General features: G+C 65.4%; 16 protein-coding genes and 1 pseudogene. 11 read left to right on the top strand and 6 right to left on the bottom strand.

The window, feature by feature from the left end; genetic code table 11:
• Positions 1 to 110 precede the first annotated feature (110 nt).
• The 5 genes and pseudogenes from AVKW3434_RS14770 (at position 111) to AVKW3434_RS14750 (ending at position 7,502) form a co-directional block, all read left to right on the top strand.
• Complete coding sequence (locus tag AVKW3434_RS14770) at positions 111 to 1,724, top strand: methyl-accepting chemotaxis protein (protein ID WP_284406444.1); 1,614 nt, start codon at positions 111 to 113, stop codon at positions 1,722 to 1,724.
• 150 nt (positions 1,725 to 1,874) lie between these two features.
• Complete coding sequence (locus AVKW3434_RS14765; protein ID WP_284406443.1) at positions 1,875 to 3,881, top strand: alpha/beta hydrolase domain-containing protein; 2,007 nt, start codon at positions 1,875 to 1,877, stop codon at positions 3,879 to 3,881.
• Between the two features lie 144 nt (positions 3,882 to 4,025).
• Positions 4,026 to 5,012, top strand: a complete 987-nt coding sequence (locus tag AVKW3434_RS14760) for a glycerophosphodiester phosphodiesterase family protein (RefSeq protein WP_284406442.1) — start codon at positions 4,026 to 4,028, stop codon at positions 5,010 to 5,012.
• 426 nt (positions 5,013 to 5,438) lie between these two features.
• A pseudogene (locus tag AVKW3434_RS14755) lies at positions 5,439 to 5,666 on the top strand (nuclease-related domain-containing protein); the annotation flags it as partial.
• Between the two features lie 75 nt (positions 5,667 to 5,741).
• Positions 5,742 to 7,502, top strand: coding sequence for an anti-phage dCTP deaminase (locus AVKW3434_RS14750; protein WP_284406441.1), 1,761 nt, complete (start codon positions 5,742 to 5,744; stop codon positions 7,500 to 7,502).
• A 19-nt stretch (positions 7,503 to 7,521) separates the two neighbouring features.
• On the opposite strand, the gene AVKW3434_RS14745 is transcribed toward AVKW3434_RS14750, so the two are convergent.
• Complete coding sequence (locus AVKW3434_RS14745; RefSeq protein WP_284406440.1) at positions 7,522 to 8,673, bottom strand: Fic family protein; 1,152 nt, start codon at positions 8,671 to 8,673, stop codon at positions 7,522 to 7,524.
• Positions 8,674 to 8,953: 280 nt separating this feature from the next.
• Positions 8,954 to 9,526, bottom strand: coding sequence for a flavin reductase family protein (locus AVKW3434_RS14740; protein ID WP_284406439.1), 573 nt, complete (start codon positions 9,524 to 9,526; stop codon positions 8,954 to 8,956).
• 333 nt (positions 9,527 to 9,859) lie between these two features.
• On the opposite strand from AVKW3434_RS14740, the gene AVKW3434_RS14735 reads away from it, so the two are divergent.
• Positions 9,860 to 10,243 carry a VOC family protein gene (locus AVKW3434_RS14735; RefSeq protein ID WP_272566650.1) on the top strand — a complete coding sequence of 128 codons (384 nt, stop codon included), beginning with the start codon at positions 9,860 to 9,862 and terminating at the stop codon, positions 10,241 to 10,243.
• A 41-nt stretch (positions 10,244 to 10,284) separates the two neighbouring features.
• Here the strand turns inward: AVKW3434_RS14735 and AVKW3434_RS14730 are convergent, their stop codons facing one another.
• Positions 10,285 to 11,220, bottom strand: coding sequence for an alpha/beta fold hydrolase (locus AVKW3434_RS14730; RefSeq protein WP_284406583.1), 936 nt, complete (start codon positions 11,218 to 11,220; stop codon positions 10,285 to 10,287).
• A gap of 213 nt (positions 11,221 to 11,433) precedes the next feature.
• Between AVKW3434_RS14730 and AVKW3434_RS14725 the strand changes: the two genes are divergently transcribed.
• The 4 genes from AVKW3434_RS14725 (at position 11,434) to AVKW3434_RS14710 (ending at position 13,594) form a co-directional block, all read left to right on the top strand.
• Positions 11,434 to 12,039: a class I SAM-dependent methyltransferase gene (locus AVKW3434_RS14725; protein ID WP_284406438.1), complete on the top strand. Its 606-nt coding sequence runs from the start codon at positions 11,434 to 11,436 to the stop codon at positions 12,037 to 12,039.
• Between the two features lie 82 nt (positions 12,040 to 12,121).
• A complete protein-coding gene (locus tag AVKW3434_RS14720; RefSeq protein WP_284406437.1) occupies positions 12,122 to 12,433 on the top strand; it encodes a nucleotidyltransferase family protein in 312 nt (103 codons plus the stop codon).
• Entirely contained in the window at positions 12,420 to 12,767 is a 348-nt protein-coding gene (locus AVKW3434_RS14715; RefSeq protein ID WP_272566656.1) for a HepT-like ribonuclease domain-containing protein, read from the top strand. Before AVKW3434_RS14720 ends, AVKW3434_RS14715 begins: the two co-directional genes overlap by 14 nt.
• 17 nt (positions 12,768 to 12,784) lie before the next feature.
• Positions 12,785 to 13,594 carry a tRNA-uridine aminocarboxypropyltransferase gene (locus AVKW3434_RS14710; protein WP_284406582.1) on the top strand — a complete coding sequence of 270 codons (810 nt, stop codon included), beginning with the start codon at positions 12,785 to 12,787 and terminating at the stop codon, positions 13,592 to 13,594.
• Positions 13,595 to 13,635: 41 nt separating this feature from the next.
• Here the strand turns inward: AVKW3434_RS14710 and AVKW3434_RS14705 are convergent, their stop codons facing one another.
• Together AVKW3434_RS14705 and AVKW3434_RS14700 are read right to left on the bottom strand one after the other, a co-directional pair.
• On the bottom strand, positions 13,636 to 13,989 hold the full coding sequence (locus AVKW3434_RS14705; protein ID WP_284401720.1) for a hypothetical protein: 354 nt from the start codon (positions 13,987 to 13,989) through the stop codon (positions 13,636 to 13,638).
• Positions 13,990 to 14,215: 226 nt separating this feature from the next.
• Positions 14,216 to 14,830, bottom strand: coding sequence for a DNA-3-methyladenine glycosylase (locus AVKW3434_RS14700; RefSeq protein ID WP_284406436.1), 615 nt, complete (start codon positions 14,828 to 14,830; stop codon positions 14,216 to 14,218).
• Positions 14,831 to 15,002: 172 nt separating this feature from the next.
• Here AVKW3434_RS14700 and AVKW3434_RS14695 point away from each other — a divergent pair, with 172 nt between their 5' ends.
• On the top strand, positions 15,003 to 15,575 hold the full coding sequence (locus AVKW3434_RS14695; protein WP_284406435.1) for a hypothetical protein: 573 nt from the start codon (positions 15,003 to 15,005) through the stop codon (positions 15,573 to 15,575).
• A 48-nt stretch (positions 15,576 to 15,623) separates the two neighbouring features.
• Here the strand turns inward: AVKW3434_RS14695 and AVKW3434_RS14690 are convergent, their stop codons facing one another.
• The gene (locus AVKW3434_RS14690; RefSeq protein ID WP_284406434.1) at positions 15,624 to 16,064 is read right to left on the bottom strand and encodes a hypothetical protein; all 441 of its coding nucleotides are present in this window, start codon (positions 16,062 to 16,064) and stop codon (positions 15,624 to 15,626) included.
• Between the last annotated feature and the right edge of the window lie 173 nt (positions 16,065 to 16,237).

The raw sequence follows: 16,237 nt of genomic DNA, 5'->3' as shown, positions 1-16,237 counted from the left end.
GTGCCATTGGTGGTAACCCGGGAATCCCGGGGGCCCTCCGCCGATGCGCCGTCCCTCCCATTCCCACCCCTTGCCGTCCCCACCGGACCGCTGGCCCCACCGTGACCTCCATGCGACTTAAAACCAAATTGACCCTGGCCCTGATCCTGATGTGGCTGGGCCTGTTCCTGCTGGGTGCGTGGGCCGCGTTCCATGCGCGCACCGTGGTGACCGAAGAGCGCCAGGCGGCCGTGCACAACGTGGTGGACCTGGGCTACAGCCTGATCGAGAACTACGCCGCCGAGGTGGCTGCGGGCCGCATGGACGTGGCCACTGCCAAGGAGCAGGCGCTGGCGCGCCTGGCCGCGCTGCGATTCGACAACGGCAAGAACTTCCTGTTCGTGATCGATTCGGCGCCGCTGATGCTCATGCACCCCACGGGCAAGAGCCTGATCGGCACCAATGTGGCCGACCGCAAGGACCCGGAAGGCAAGGCCTACTACCGCGAGCTGGCCGACATGGGCAAGAAAAACGGCCAGGGCTTCGTCTCGTACCAGGCGGGGGTGACGCTGCCCAACGGCAACGTGGAGCGACTGGAGAAGGTCACCTTCGTGCGCTATTACGCACCGTGGGACTGGCATGTGATGGCCGGCGTGATGGTGGGCGACATCCAGACCGCCTTCTACAAGACCATCGGCCGGCTGCTCGTCATCGTGCTGCTGGTGGGCGGCGCCATCCACGGCACCATGCTGCTGATCATCCGCAGCGTGACCGGCAGCCTGGGCGGCGAGCCCACGCAGGCCGCCGAGGTGGCCGCGCGCATCGCGGACGGCGACCTCACCGTGGCCGTGGCCGCCTCGGGCAAAAACCCGCACAGCCTGATGCAGGCCATGCACACCATGCAGGCCCGCCTGGCGCAACTGATCGGCAACATCCGCAGCGGGACCGAGGAAATCCGCCACGCCGCGAGCGAGATCGCCTCGGGCAACATGAACCTGTCGTCGCGCACCGAGTCGCAGGCCTCGTCGCTGCAGGAAACCGCGGCCAGCATGGAGCAGCTCACGGGCACCGTGACGCAGAACGCCGAGAACGCCCTGCGCGCGGGCCAACTGGCGAACAACGCATCGAGCATCGCCGAGCGCGGCGGCGCCGTCATGGGCGACGTGGTGGACACCATGCGCGGCATCTCGGAAAGCTCCAGCCGCATCTCCGAGATCATCGCCGTCATCGACTCGATCGCGTTCCAGACCAACATCCTCGCGCTCAACGCGGCCGTCGAGGCGGCCCGCGCGGGCGAGCAGGGCCGGGGCTTCGCCGTGGTGGCCAGCGAGGTGCGCACGCTCGCGCAGCGCAGCGCCCAGGCGGCCAAGGAGATCAAGGGCCTGATCGAAGTGTCCGTCGCCAAGGTGCGCGACGGCTCGGGCCTGGTGGACCGCGCCGGCCACACCATGACCGAGATCGTGGGCGCCGTGCAGCAGGTGCGCACCATCATCGAAGAGATCACCGCCGCCTCGCAGGAGCAGCGCTCGGGCATCGAGCAGGTGAACCAGGCCGTGGCCCAGATCGACCAGGTCACCCAGGAGAACGCGGCGCTCGTCGAGGAATCGGCCGCCGTGGCCAACGCTCTCAACGACCAGGCGCGCCACCTGGCCGAACTGGTGTCGGTGTTCCGCGTGCAGGCCGCGGCTGGGGCCCTGCCTGGTGGCCAGGCGCTGCCCGGCGGCCACGCGCTGCGCCTGGCGTAGCGCATTGGGTAGGGCGCTGCGCCTGGCGTAGCGCATTGGGTGGGGCGCTGCGCGGATCGGCGCAGCCCTGTTCCCGTGGCGCGTTCCCTGCGGGCGCGCTGTCATGGGGTGGTGCGATTGCGGCACCGCCGTCGCAAAAGGATGTATGTGGTGACTGCTGCTGTCGAACGCTTTTTCTTTCAACCCGGCGCGCGCGCCGTGTGGCGCGCCATGGGCGCGCTCGCGCTGGGTGGCGCCCTGCTGGCCCCCGCGGCGGCGCAGGTCACCCGGTTCGAGGTGCTGTCCAGCGAGGCCCCCGCGCTGCAGGCGCGCAGCTTCGGCGAGCGCGGCACCGCGCGCAAGACCGTGGCGCGCGCCACCTTCGCGGTGGACCCGGCCGACCCGCGTAACGCGGGCATTGCCGACATCGCGCTCGCTCCGCGCGACGCGGCGGGCCGCGTCACCGCCGTGGCCGACGTGGTGATCCTGCAGCCCGAGCGCCCCAACGGCACCTTGCTGGTCGAGGTGCCCAACCGGGGCCGCAAGCTCATCGGCCCGGCGTACGACGATGCACCCGCCACCTATGGCCGCCTGCAGCAGGCGTCCGATGCAGGCGCCGGCATCCTGCTGGCGCAGGGCTACACGCTGGCTTGGATCGGCTGGCAGGGCGACCTGCCCGTCTCGGGCGGCACCAAGGGCGCAGCGCTGCTGGGCCTGAACGTGCCCGTGCTCGCCGGCGTGACCGGCCCCTCGCGCGATGAATGGGTGTTCACGCCCAAGCAGGCCGAGGCCGTGCAGACCGTCAAGCTTGCCTACCCGGCGGCCACGCGCGAAGGCGCCCGCCTCACGGTGCGCCCGCGCGCGCAGGACGAGCGCACGCAGCCTGCGGGCCTGGCCTTTCGCTTCGTGGACGACCAGACGCTGGAAATCACCCGCCCTGCCCGCCAGCCGGCCGACGCCATCTACGAGTTCACCTACACCGCGCGCGACCCGCAGGTGATGGGCCTGGGTCTGGCCGCGCTGCGCGACGTGGCCCACTACCTGCGCCACGACGGCAGCGCCGACAACCCGCTCGCGCAGGGCGGCCAGCCGCAGATGCGGCACCTGCTGGGCACCGGCATCTCGCAGTCGGGCCGGGTGCTGCGCGACTTCGTCTACCTGGGCTTCAACGAGTCGGCCGACCACCGGCCCGTGTACGACGGCCTGCTGCTGCAGATTCCCGGCGGGCGCCGCAGCTTCACGAGCGCGCGCTTCGGCCAGCCCGCGCGCAACCCGGGCCCCAACACCGACCACCTGTACCCGGTGGACCAGTTCCCCATGGCCTACGAAGCCAGCACCGATCCGCAGACCGGCCGCACCGACGGCCTGCTGCAGCGCTGCCGCGCCACGGCAAGCTGCCCGCGCATCATGCAGGTGGACTCCGAATACGAAATGTGGGCCTCGCACGCGAGCCAGAGCGTGACCGATGCGCGCGGCCACCACCTGGCCTTGCCGCCCGAGGTGCGCGCCTATCTGGTCGCCGGCACCCAGCACTTTGCCGCGGCCGACGCCGTGGCCAAGCCCCAGCCCGGCTGCCGCCTGCCCACCTCGCCCATCTACCCCGGCCCGCTGATGCGCGCGCTGCTGGCCGGCATGAACGACTGGGTGGCCAGCGGCGCCGAGCCGCCCGCCAGCCGCTACCCCAGCGTGGCCGACGGCACGCTGGTGCGCGCGGGCGACCCGGGGCAGTACCGCGGCATCGCCGCCCTGGGCTACCGGGGCCACGCCGTGCCCTCGTTCCGCACCGATGCGGCCACCGGCCTGCCGCGCGTGCTGGGCGAATACCCCGTGCTCGTGCCCCGCACCGATGCCGACGGCATCGCCGAAGGCGCCGTGCGCCTGCCCGCCGTGGCCGTGCCGCGCGCCACCTACGTGGGCTGGAACGCCAAGACGAGCGACCCCGCCGGCATCTGCACCCAGCTGGGCGCCACGCTGCCGCTGGCCGCCACGCGCGCCGAGCGCCTGGCCAGCGGCGATCCGCGCCCGTCCCTGGCGGAGCGCTACTCCACGCCGGACGCCTACCTAGCCGCCGTGCGCGCCGCCGCCTGGCGCCTGGAGCGCGATCGCCTGCTGCTGCCCGCCGATGCGCAGGCGGCCGTGCGCGAAGCCGAGGCCGGCACGCTGGCGCGCCTGCGCTGAAAAAGCGGCCAGCGCGCCTGGCGGCAGGGACACCGCCTGCCTGCCGGGGGCGGCTGTCGCGGGGTGTCGCTCAACTGTCATGGCCCCGCCATGGCCGGCGCCTAAAGTCAGTGGCTTTGTTTGACCTTGATGAAAGCCCCTGGCATGCACCCCAAGAAATCCTGGATCGCCGCGCTCTGCCTCGCCACGCTGGCGCTCACCGCCTGCGGCGGCAACGACGACGCGCCGCCCGCCCAGCCCCAGGTCATCGCCCACCGCGGCGCCAGCGGCTACCTGCCCGAGCACACCCTGGCCGGCTATGAGCTGGCCATCCGCATGGGTGCCGACTTCATCGAGCCCGACCTGCAGATCACCAAGGACGGCGCCCTCGTCGCCATCCACGACGACACGCTCAACCGCACCACCAACATTTCCACGCTGTTCGCGCAGCGCAACGGCGGCTACAAGGTGGCCGACTTCACCCTCGCGGAAATCCGCACCCTGACCGTGGTGCCCACCGGCACCGGCAAGACCAGCTACCCGGGCTTTGCGCCCAGCGCCGCCAACCCCTTCCAGGTGCCCACCTTCCAGGAAGTGGTGGACTTCGCCAAGAAGCAATCCACCGCCGTGGGCCGCGAAGTGGGCCTGTACCCCGAGGCCAAGCAGGCCGACCCGGTGATGGAAGACGGCATCCTCAAAACGCTGAAGGACAACGGCTACAACGCCGACAGCAAGGTCTACATCCAGTCGTTCAGCGACGCCACGCTGCGCAGCCTGCGCACCAAGCAGACCGCGCAGAACAGCAAGATGCCCCTCATCCTGCTGGGCGTGGCCGCCAAGGCCGCCGATGGCACGCCGCGCATGGGCGTGATCTCCGGCAGCACCGTCACGCAGCTCACCTTCAAGGAAGTGGCCGGCTTCACCGAAGGCATCGGCGTGGTCATCAACACCGCCGCGTACCCGATCACCAAGGACTACATCGACCAGGCCCACGTCGCCGGCCTCAAGGTGCACGGCTGGACCTTCGCCCAGGCGAACGCCGCCACGGCCGCCACCGAGTTCCGCAGCTACCTGGACATGGGCATGGACGGCATGTTCGCCAACTACCCGGACCTGGCGGTGGCGGCGCGCAATGCGTTTGTGAACAAGTAAGCCAGCCGGCTGGTCGCCTTTTGGCAGGCGACCGCCGGCAGCGCGCCGGCCGGTGGCTTGCCCGGCCGCATGGCACCCGCCCTGGGTGCTGAAGACCGGCTCGCCCGTGTGCGGCGGACTCCGCACGGGCGCCAGCCCTCCTGCAGGTACTTGCTGAGTGCTGCCTGCGAGATCAGCGCGACACGCCTGATCCATCGCGTTTTTGGCCCATTTCTTCCCACTCGGCCTCGTATTTGGTTTGCTATTAAATCAATAGCTATACGCCCTAGAAATATATGCGCTGGAGGCCATTTTTTCTCATGGCTCCATCTGCGCGATGACGCTTTACCCCAATGCCATCCCGGGGTTTCCGTCAGTTAGAAATCAGCCACTCCCGCTATAAGCTGCAACAGACAGATACATAAATAGGGAGGGCTGGGGGATGGAATGGCAACCTTGATACCGGCGCTGGGCGCCTGCGCGGGCCGCATGACATCGGGCGAGCGCCGCCTGGCCGAGCGGCTGGAGCAGAAGCTGGAGGACGACTACCTGCTCTGGCGGGACGTGCCAATCGGCCCCAAGCAGACCCGCCCCGACTTCGTGGTGTTGCATCCCCGCCGCGGCGCGCTCATCCTGAAAGTGAAGGACTGGCGCCTGGACACCATCCACAACGCCATGGGGTCACTAAATTAATAAGTATAGGTAAGTATTTTTAAACATCGATAAAATAATCGATTAAAGGAGGTTGACGTGAATATTAAATACACGGATTCTTTTGAAGTCTTAAAGAAAAAGCTTGAATCGTTGGGCGGTGAGTGGAGTGAAGATGGCTTAAAAAAGAAGGTGCTTCGCGTGGATGGTGGGGTGATGAATTGGTTTGAAACCACAGGAACGTTGAGTTTCCAAGGGAAAGAGCCCGGACTTTCCAAGCTAAAGCAGAATGTCCCAAATCTCCTATATCCCACTGAATTTAAAAAACCTTCTTTAGTTAAAGAAAATACTGAGCTATATAAGGCTCCCCCTCCAAAAAAGGAAAAAAGCGTCGAGCAGCTTTATTTGACCGGAAAATTTTCTGAAACTGAAATAGTTATAGGTATTGTTAATGCGGTTGGTACTGAATACCGCCGGGTTTTGGAGCCATTAAAGGATAGGTTGAAGGGGTTTGGTTATCATGCCGAAGAAATTAGAATTTCTACTCTGCTAGCAACTCCATCTGTTGATGATTTGTCTGAGTATGATCGGATCAAGCATTACATGAATGAGGGGAATGCTTGCAGAAAAAATGCTAATAGTAATGCGATTCTGGCGGCCGGTGCAATTGATAAAATTAAAACAGCACGAGTTCCAAAAAGAAAAACCGCTTATATCATCAACTCTTTGAAGCATCCCGATGAGATAGATTTTCTGAGGAGAGTCTATGGCGTTGGGTTTTATTTATTTGGCATTCATGCTGATGAGAGGCGCCGGCTCGAGTATCTGATGAAAGATAAATCGCTGACTCAAACAGAAGCTGTCGAGCTTATACATGTCGATGAAGATGAAAAAATAGAGTACGGCCAAAAAACTAGGGATACTTTCCATCTATCAGATTTTTTTATAAGCCTTGGAAAGAATGATGATCAAGTAAAAAGTACCTTGGAACGGTTTTTGGAATTGCTCTTTTCCAATCCTTTTAGAAATCCGACATTTGATGAATTCGCTATGTTTATGGCATTTAATGCATCGATCAGATCGAGTGATCTCTCTAGGCAAGTTGGTGCTGTAATATCGAGAACAGAACAAATAATTGCGACAGGCGCAAATGACACTCCAAAATCGGGAGGTGGCCAGTATTGGGCTACAGTAAATTCTGATACGGGCGAGGTGACGGATGCCCCTGCAGGAAAAGACTATACGTTGGAAAGAGACTCTAATAAGTCTGCTCAGCAGGAGATTGTGTCGGAAATAGCGAATTCTCTAATAAAAGAGAAATTCGTGGATGAAGTTCAACGTGAGGATATTCAGAAGATTTTAATGCGAAGCACAATTTCTGATTTAACGGAGTTTGGTAGGGTTGTGCATGCTGAGATGGAAGCTATTTTATCTTGCTCAAGAGTTGGAATTTCCACTATGGGGGCTTCTTTGTATTGCACAACCTTTCCTTGTCATAATTGTGCCAAGCATATTATTGATGCTGGCATAAAGCGTGTTGTGTATGTTGAGCCATATCCTAAAAGCAGGGCCCTCGAGCTTCATTCTGATGCCATTACTCTAAAAACTAGTTTCGACTCTCACGATGAAGAAAGGCGTGTTACATTCGAGCCATTCACTGGCGTTGGAGCCAGAAGGTTTTTAGATCTTTTTTCTATAAATTTAGGGGGTGGTGCAAAGTTAAAAAGAAAAGATAAAAATGGTGACACGGTTGAATGGGCAAGGTCGAATGCAGTCGCTCGCACTCCAATGCTTCCGAAATCCTATTTGGATTTGGAGATGTCAGCCTCTGAAGTTTGGATTGAATCTAAAGAAGGATGATTTTTAAATTTAGAGTGAGTCAGGGGTTTTGGTGGGCATGGCGTGTCCCGACGAGTTCATACTGTGTATTCCTACCCCCACTCTTTAATTTAAGAAGCACGCCCCTAAAAATCAAGTCACTAATATCCCGAAGCGCCGTATCCGACGAGCATTTGGCAACGGCAGCCCATTTGGCATTCGTCAGTTTCCCCTCCATCCCATCCAGCACCCGGTTCAAAACCAGCGTCTGCCGCGCATTCATAGGTATCCCTGCGCAACGCTGCCAAAAACTGGCTTTCTCCAGAACATTGGCTAGCAATTCGTCCGCCCCCAGTACGGCACGCAGCAGGCAACCCAGAAACCATTCCAGCCAAGGCGTGACGTCGAGCGGCCCGCGCTGGGTGGTTTCCAGTTGGTCGTAATACGCCTTGCGCTCCCGCTGGATCTGGGCGCTCAGGCTGTAAAAGCGCTGCGCGCTCCCCTCGGCCCGAGCCAAGGCCATGTCGCCCACGGCGCGGCTGATGCGGCCGTTGCCGTCGTCGAAGGGGTGCAGCGTCACCAGCCACAGATGCGCCAGCCCGGCGTGGATCAGGGCATCGCCCGTCGGGGTTGTGTTGAACCATTGCAGGAAGGCGGCCATTTCCACGGGCAACGTGGACGCGGGCGGTGCCTCGTAGTGCACCTTCTCTCGGCCCACGGGGCCGGAAACGACCTGCATGGGGCCGGCGCTGTCGTTTCGCCACGCGCCCACCTGAATGCGCACCCGGCCGCTGTAGCCGGTAGGAAATAGCGCGGCATGCCAGCCGAACAGGCGGTCGGGCGTCAACGGTTGGTCGAAGTGCTGGGTGGCGTCCAGCACCATGTCCACCACGCCATCCACATGGCGGTCCGATGGGGCCAACGCGCCGATGTCCACGCCCAACCGGCGGGCGATGGAAGAGCGCACGGTGTCCTGGTCGAGTGCCTCGCCTTCGATGGCGCTGGTGGTGACGACCTCCTGGGTCAGTGCCTGCAGGGTGGCCTGGTCCCGCTGGGCCAGGCCCACGGCGGCCATGCGGCCGGCCAGATGGCCTTGGGCGCGGTGCACTTCCGCCAAGGGTGCGGCCAAGGCGGCTGCGTCAAATCGCCACTGGGGCCATTCAGGGCGTTGCCAGAGATAGGTGCGGCGGCGGGGGGCTTTGTCTGACCACATGCGGTGATTATTGACCTTATTCGCCGCAAAATGTGCGGCGAATAAGGACTGTATTCACCGCAGTCTCCAGCCACGTATCGGCGTGAGGGGCCTGGGGGAGCATGGCGGGAGGGCCCAGTTCCCGCATGTCGGCATCTTTCAGTGTTAGCTTTTTTAACCGAAGACTGAATGATGGCAATGGCTTATGAATGAAGTTGGAAGCTAATTCCCACCGTATTCACCTTGATCCGTGCAGGAGTCCGCTCCTTCCGCGCCCCATGTGCGCCTTCCCACCCCGCGCTCACACGCGCACCGACGCCCCCGTCGCATAAAACTGCCCACCCGCCACGTAATGCAGCGTGCGCAGTCCTTCCGGCGCTTCGTCGAAGTGCCAGTGCCCTTCCCGGAACACCCGATCGTCCGCCCAGGCAGCGACCACCTCGGCAATGAACAGGTCGTACGCCTGCTGGTTGTGCGGCTCGGGCACCACGCGGCACACCAGCCAGGCCGCGCAGCCCTGCACCAGGGGCGTGGCGTGGCCGGGCGCGTGGAACAACTCCACGCCGTAGTGCTGCAGCTTGTCGGCCCGCGCCTTGGCGCTGTCGGTGCCCACGCCCACGGTGAGCGCGGCCATGGCCTGCGTGGGTAACTGCAGCGCGAACTGGCCGCTGGCTTCCACCAGCTCGCGCGTGCGCGTGGCCTTGTCGATCACCACGGTGACCTTGGGCGGGCTGAAGTCCAGCGCGCAGGCCCAGGCGGCGGCCATCACGTTGTCGGTGCCCGCGTGGTGGGCCGAGACGAGCACGGTCGGGCCGTGGTTGAGCAGGCGGTAGGCCTTGTCGAGCGGGACGGGGGTGAAGTGGGTGGGTGGCATGGCGGGAGGGGCGGCAGGGTGGATGGGGATGGGGATGGGGATGGGGATGGGGATGGGATGGGACTGGGTTGCTGGCAGCGGTTGGCGTGGGGTCGAAACGTGATGCTCTGTTTTTGATAGCGATATGCCCTAGTGTCAATTGCGCTGGTGGCCATTTTGATGCTTGGTTTATCAGCGTGGACGCGGAGGGCTTTCCCCCACCGGCCCGAACCCCTCCGGGGTGTCGCCAAGGCGGCGCGCTGCGCCCGCAGGCGACCCGTGCGCGGGCAGGCGGCCGCTACCATCGTCCGATCCCTTTTTTGCCCGGCGACGGGCGCCACGGAGACAAAAGCCATGTTCAGTCATGTGATGTTGGGTGTGAGCGATCTGGAAGTGTCCAAGCGGTTCTACGACGCGGTGCTCGGCACGTTGGGCATCGCCCCCGGGTCCGCCCACAAGAACCGCTATTTCTACCGCAGCCCCACGGGCACGTTCGCGATCTCCACGCCCATCAACGGCGAGCCGGCCTGCCACGGCAACGGCAGCACCATCGGGTTCACCGTGCAGTCGCCGGAGCAGGCGCAGGCGTTTCACGACGCGGGCGTCGCCCACGGTGGCACGACCTGCGAAGACCCGCCGGGCTTTCGCGAGGGCCCGAGCGGCGCGCTGTACCTGGCGTATCTGCGCGATCCGGACGGCAACAAGCTCTGCGCACTGCATCGGCCGCCCAAGGCGTGAGGCGCTCGCCGCGGGCGGGACGGCTTTCGGCGCGGCAGGCGTCAGCCCGGCGTTGAGGGCGGTTGCTGCGGTGGATGGCCGGTGCCGTCCGCCGGGCCCGCGGGCAGGCCGGCCAGGAATCCCGCGATCCGCTGGGCCACCGCGTCGGGCTGTTCGCGGTGGGGCACGTGCGCCACGCCGGGCAGTATGTCCACACGCGCCGGCCCGGCGGCCCAGCGGGCGATGCGCTCGGGCTGCTCCGTGGAGCCGTATTCGTCGCGCTCCCCATGCAGGGCCAGCACGGGGCAGGTGACGCGCGCCATGGCCTCGGCCAGCGACCAATCGGCAAAACCCGGGTGCAGCCAGGTGTCCACCCACGCGCTCAACACCCAGCGCGCCTGGTCGGCGCCGTGGTAGCGGGCCAGGCGCTCCAGGGCGCCGGGTTGGTTGAACTGCTCCCGCGCCTCGCGGATGCCCTGCAGCGTGCGCTCTTCCACGCAGGCCTGGGCAGCGATGGTGATGAGCGCGTCGCAGTCGCTGCCCGCCGCGCCGCCTGCGTCGTCACCTGGCGTGCCCCGCGTTGCCGCGCAATGGGCCGCCATGCCGCCGCCCACGCTATGCCCCAGCGCCACGAAGCGCTGCACGTTGAAGTGCGCGCGCAGGGCCGGCAGGCTGGTGCGCGCCTCGTCTTCCACGAAGTCCCGCGGCAGCAGGCCCGTGCGCGCGTCGGAGCGGCCGAAGCCCAAGCGGTCGTACGCGATCACCCCGCGGCCTGTCGTGCGGCACAGCACGGCAGGAAATTCGCGCCACAGGTCCACGCAGCCCAGCGAGTCGTGGAAAAGGACGATGGGCGGCGGCGCGGATGCTTCGGGGCAGGGCGCGGGCCCGGCGGCCCAGCGCCGCGCGAACAGGCGGCCGTGCGCGGTGGCGATCCAGTGGTCGGACGGGGCGGGACCAAGTGGTGCGGATAGGGGCGTGGAGGAGGGGGCTGCGCTCATGCCGGCCCATTGTGTCGCGTCCATTCGAATCGGGTGGTGCAGTGCCATGCCGTATCGCCTAAGCCGGACGGCGCTGGCCTGTCCTGCGGCGCACACGGCGGTGGGCATGCAGAGGGCGCGTGGCCGTGGCGATACGGGATACTCGCTGCCACCGTTTTGGCGTCGCCCCCAGCCCCTCCCTTCTTTTCCACTTCCCTGCAAGGACCGCTTTTTTTGAAATCAGCCAGCGCAAGCACCTTCGACGAGGCGTACTACCAGCGCTTCTACTACGACAAGAAGACCAGCGTGGTGGACCCGCAGCACATGGAGCTCCTGGGCACTTTTGTGTGCAGCTACCTCAAGTACCTGCGGGTGCCGGTGCAGCGCGTGCTGGACGTGGGCTGCGGCATCGGGCTGTGGAAGGGCATCGTGGCGCAGCACTTTCCCGCGGCCAGCTACCAGGGCGTGGAGTTCAGCCCCTACCTGTGCGAGCGCTACGGCTGGCAGCAGGGCTCGGTGGTGGACTACCAGGCCAGCGAGCCGTTCGACCTGGTCATCTGCCAGGGCGTGCTGCCCTACCTGAGCCCACCCGATCTGAAGGCCGCCCTGCGCAACCTGGGCCAGTTGAGCCGTGGCGCGCTGTATGTCGAGGCTGTGTCCCGCGAGGACTACGAGCGCGACATCATCGACGAAGACCTGACCGATGCGCGCATCTTCCGGCACTCCGCCACGCTGTACCGGCGCGGGCTGCGGGAGGGCGCGCTGGAGCTGGGCGGCGGCCTGTGGCTGAGCCGCCAGGCCGAGGTGCCGCTGTTCGAGCTGGAGCACGTGGGCGGTTGAGTGGGGCCCTTGTCATGGGCAGGGCCACGCGTGCCGTGCAGTGCGGGCCGATGGGCAGCAGGTGCCCCCTAGAATCTCCCGCATGCATTCCGCCATCGCCCAACACCTGCCGCGCATCGCGGCCATCTGCCAACGCTTCGGCGTGCGCCGGCTGGAGGTATTCGGCTCCGCAGCCCGTGCGCACGATTTCGATCCGGGCACCAGCGATGTGGATTTTCTGGTGGAGTTCGCCGATAACGCGCCGGTCGGGCTGCACTCGTTTTTCGGCACCAAAGCCGCGCTGGAGCAATTGCTCGGCCGTCCGGTGGACTTGATCGAGCCGGGCGCGGTGCGCAATCCCTACGTGCTGGCCAGCATCAACCGCCATCGGGAGCCTGTGTATGTTGCCGCGTGATCCGCGCGCTTTTTTGTGGGATGTGCAGGCGGCGGCCAAGGCGATTCAGAATTTTCTACAGGGCATGGACGCCGAGGCTTACGCCGCCAATGAAATGGCGCAGGCGGCCGTGGAGCGCAAGTTCGAGATCATCGGCGAGGCGCTCGGCCAATTGGCCAGGGCAGACGCCGCACTGGCTGCGCGCATACCGGATCTGGCGCAGATCGTGGCGTTTCGCAACCAGCTGATCCATGGCTACGCCACCATCCGGGTGCACACGGTCTGGACCGTGGCACAGGACTCGTTGCCAGCCCTCATCGCCACGGTGGCCACCTTGCTGGAAGAGCTGGCTTGACCGATCCCGTGGACCGCATGGCCGGCCACTCCCTCGTTCCCCATGCCGTCTCCCGCCTGCGCACCGAGCGCCTGGCGCGCAGTTCCAAGCCGTTCCTCGCCCGGGGCGGCCCGCGCGGCGAGCGCTGCCCCGGCTGCCGGCTGGTGCCCAGCCACTGCCTGTGCGCCGTGCGGCCCCAGGTCGCCACCCAGGCCGGCATGTGCCTGCTGATGGCCGACATCGAGCCGCTCAAGCCCAGCAACACGGGCTGGCTCATCGCCGACGTCGTGCCGGACACCTTCGCCTTCGGCTGGGCGCGCACGCTGGTGGACCCGGCCCTGCTGGCGCTGCTGCGCGACCCGCAGTGGCAGCCGTACGTGGTGTTTCCTGGCGAGTTCGCGGAGCCTTCGCGGGTGGTGACCCGGGTGGAGCCAACAGAGATTCCAGCGCAGGGCGTAACGCCGCCGCAGCCCAGGCGCCCGCTGTTCGTGCTGCTGGACGCCACCTGGACCGAGGCACGCAAGATGTTCAGGAAGAGCCCCTACCTGAACCACCTGCCGGTGCTCAGCCTGCAGCCCGAGCAGCTGTCGCGCTACCGGCTGCGCCGCTCCCAGCGCGACGACCATTTCTGCACCTCCGAGGTGGCGGCGATCTGCCTTGAACTGGCGGGCGAGTCGCACGCAGCGCAGACACTGGAGGCCTATCTCGACGTGTTCACCCACCACTACCTGCAGGCCAAGCACCAATTGCCGGTGGAGATGGACGGCGAGGCGCACCGCCGGTTGCGGGCCTTGCGGGCGCGGGGACCGGGCGTTGCGGCGCAGGGGGCCGCGCGGCAAGACGGATAAGGGCGCGGGCGGCTTGGCGGCGCGCTCCTGCCCCCTTCACTTCACCGCTTGCAAACCTCGCAATAGTAGAAGTAAACGTCTTCCTCCCGGCCCTTGACCACCGGCGACAGATAGCCCACGCCGCTGTCGGCCGCGAACGAAAGGCGCACCTGCCGGCCGTCCTTGAATTGCACGTCCACGGGATCGCTGGTGCATTCCCCGAAGGATCCGTAATCGTTCATCACCGCCACCTGCGAGATGGGGATGGCCTGCCGCAGGAAGTTGCGCACATACCGCTCAGTGACGCGGGCCGGCGGCGGCTCGGCCGTGCATGGCTTGCCTTCCGCATCGAAGAATCGCGCACTGGACAACGTGATGCGGCGCACCGGGCCGATGGCGTAGGCGCGGGCTTCCATTCGGCGGCGGTCCTCATCCCGTTCGGTTGCTGCCGCGGCCTTCGATGCCGATGCGGATTCCGAGCCCCGTGGCGGCGATGGGTCCATTGGCCCCGAATGGGCCAGGGCAGCCCACGCCAGCCATGGCAGGGTGATGGTTCTCAGGGCGCTTTTCATGGTCATCGGTCGTTCCTGTTTCGAATCGGGCTTTTGCCCTGGCGATGGCTGGTTGGGGCCGTCCGGCGCATCAGCCCTGGTTTCTCACCCCCGCCGTGAACGGCCGGCTCAAGAACCGCGAACCCTTCTCCCCGAACCGCCAGGGCACGTCCACCGCCTTGGAGATGCCGATGCGCGGTCCGGCAATCACGTCGGGCGCCGGGTGGCCCGGCGAAGGCTGCAGCAGCGCGAACGGCGGCAGGTGCAGGGACTCGCCGTCCAGGCGTGCGTCGATGCCCAGCGCCTGCGCCAGCCGTCCGGGGCCGGCGCACAGCAGCCGGGCGTCCTGCAGGCCGCGCCGTTCGCGCAGGGTGTCCAGTCCGTGGGTGGGCTCGATGGCCCGCAGCAGCACGCCGGCGCCATGGCCCGCTTCGCGGCACACGGTGTTGACGCACCAGTGCAGGCCGTAGGAGCGGTACACGTAGGCGCAGCCCGGCGGGCCGAACATGGCTGCGTTGCGGGCCGTGGGGCCGCCAAAGGTGTGCGAGGCCGGGTCGGTCTGGTCGTAGGCCTCGGTTTCCACGATGCGGCCGCCCACGCCGTCGACCAGCAGCGTCACGCCGATGAGCCGGCGTGCCACCTCGTGCGCTGGGGCGGTGAAGTCGATGTCGGCAAGGGTCAGGGCCGGGGGCAGGTCGTGGGGCATGGGCGTGATGCTACGACCCGCAGCGGCCGGCGACGGCCGGGCCCTGTGGCATGGGGGCGGCACGCCACGGCGATACTGGCGGGCCGACCGCACCCGCCCGGCCGGCGTTCTGCCGGGTCCAGCGTCTCCCCTTGTTTCTTCAACCAACGAACCCGACCACGAAGGCATGCCCATGAATTTTCTGTCCCACCGATGGCTCCGCGCCGGCTTCGCGCTGGTCCTCGCCTGTCTGCTGTCCAGCGCACCCTGGGCGGCCGAGCTGAGCGCCAAGCGGCAGGCGCTGCTGATGTCCATGTTCAAGGAAGACGCGGTGCTCACCGAGCAGGTGCACCGCGACTTCTGGGCGGGCGTGGACGTCTCCGACGCCGCCGCCACCGAGGCCGCACAGGACCGCCTGGCCGCGGCCATGCGCAATTCGATCGAGTACGAGCGCGCGACGGCACTGAGCTACCAGGCCAGCATGAAGCAGCGCAAGCCCGTGGTGAATCCGCGCTACGAGGCCGCCCTGAAGGAACGGCTGGCCATGCTGAAGGCGCGCAATCTGGCGCCCGACGACGTGCTGGCCAAGGACAAGGCGTTTCGCGCCTCGCTGGTGCCGATCTCGCGCGGCAAGCCGTTCGAGGCCGATGGCAAGCGCATCGTGATGACGCCTGCTCTGGTCGATGCGGCATTGCAGCGCGTGGAGGCTTCGCACCAGCGGCTGGAGCGTTTGCTCAATCCGGTGTGGGCCGGTGCCGGGGGCTGACACGGCCCGCCTTGCGGTGCAGCAGATGCACCGAGGCTGGAGGCCTGTTCACTTGACGGAAGGAAAGGTGAAGTCTGCGCCCATCAGCCCTTCGCAAGCCTCGCAGTAGAGGTAGTACGTGGTCTGGTGAATCTGCAGCACGCCCCAGCCCGTCGCATTGTCCAGCGACAGCCGGCCTTTTTTCCGGTTCGGCAGTTGCAGTTGCGCTTCGGCCTGGCAGTCGCCCTGGTCCAGACTCTGGAGGTAGTTGTACCGGGCGCTTCGGACAGCATGCTGCCAAAAATAGGCCACCCGGCGGGTGTCGATGGAAAGGTTTTCGCAGTTCGCATCTCCGCCTTGCACGCTTTTGGCCGAGCCGTTGGTGATTTGAATGTTGGCAATGCGGCCAATGGCTTGGGGCGCATAGGCAGAGGCGGGGACAGGCGTGGTGGCCCACGACACAGTTGCTCCGCTCAAACCCAGTAACAGCGTCAAGGTGATTTTGGTCATCGCCATACCGCTGTCGAAGCTTCGGTGGTGTTTTTGTAGCTCACATGGCTTTGTTGCACAAACACGGCAGTAGAACTGGTAGCCTGAGCCGATGAGTGAACCCAAGGGTCGCAAGCGGCGCTACAAGACAACGAATTGGCCGGCGTACAACGCTGCGCTCACAGCGAGGGGAT

This window comes from Acidovorax sp. SUPP3434, from assembly GCF_030159015.1.
GTDB lineage: Bacteria > Pseudomonadota > Gammaproteobacteria > Burkholderiales > Burkholderiaceae_C > Paracidovorax.
The sequence above is the reverse complement of the archived record's forward strand: the minus strand, read 5'-3'. Positions and strand labels throughout refer to the sequence as shown.

Excerpts from the sequence above, each read along its gene's own strand:
- AVKW3434_RS14770 (WP_284406444.1), top strand. The coding sequence starts at position 111 with ATGCGACTTAAAACCAAATTGACCCTGGCCCTGATCCTGATGTGGCTG.
- AVKW3434_RS14760 (WP_284406442.1), top strand. The coding sequence starts at position 4,026 with ATGCACCCCAAGAAATCCTGGATCGCCGCGCTCTGCCTCGCCACGCTG.
- AVKW3434_RS14745 (WP_284406440.1), bottom strand. The coding sequence starts at position 8,673 with ATGTGGTCAGACAAAGCCCCCCGCCGCCGCACCTATCTCTGGCAACGC.
- AVKW3434_RS14740 (WP_284406439.1), bottom strand. The coding sequence starts at position 9,526 with ATGCCACCCACCCACTTCACCCCCGTCCCGCTCGACAAGGCCTACCGC.
- AVKW3434_RS14735 (WP_272566650.1), top strand. The coding sequence starts at position 9,860 with ATGTTCAGTCATGTGATGTTGGGTGTGAGCGATCTGGAAGTGTCCAAG.
- AVKW3434_RS14730 (WP_284406583.1), bottom strand. The coding sequence starts at position 11,220 with ATGAGCGCAGCCCCCTCCTCCACGCCCCTATCCGCACCACTTGGTCCC.
- AVKW3434_RS14720 (WP_284406437.1), top strand. The coding sequence starts at position 12,122 with ATGCATTCCGCCATCGCCCAACACCTGCCGCGCATCGCGGCCATCTGC.
- AVKW3434_RS14715 (WP_272566656.1), top strand. The coding sequence starts at position 12,420 with ATGTTGCCGCGTGATCCGCGCGCTTTTTTGTGGGATGTGCAGGCGGCG.
- AVKW3434_RS14710 (WP_284406582.1), top strand. The coding sequence starts at position 12,785 with ATGGCCGGCCACTCCCTCGTTCCCCATGCCGTCTCCCGCCTGCGCACC.
- AVKW3434_RS14705 (WP_284401720.1), bottom strand. The coding sequence starts at position 13,989 with ATGGAAGCCCGCGCCTACGCCATCGGCCCGGTGCGCCGCATCACGTTG.
- AVKW3434_RS14700 (WP_284406436.1), bottom strand. The coding sequence starts at position 14,830 with ATGCCCCACGACCTGCCCCCGGCCCTGACCCTTGCCGACATCGACTTC.
- AVKW3434_RS14695 (WP_284406435.1), top strand. The coding sequence starts at position 15,003 with ATGAATTTTCTGTCCCACCGATGGCTCCGCGCCGGCTTCGCGCTGGTC.
- AVKW3434_RS14690 (WP_284406434.1), bottom strand. The coding sequence starts at position 16,064 with ATGACCAAAATCACCTTGACGCTGTTACTGGGTTTGAGCGGAGCAACT.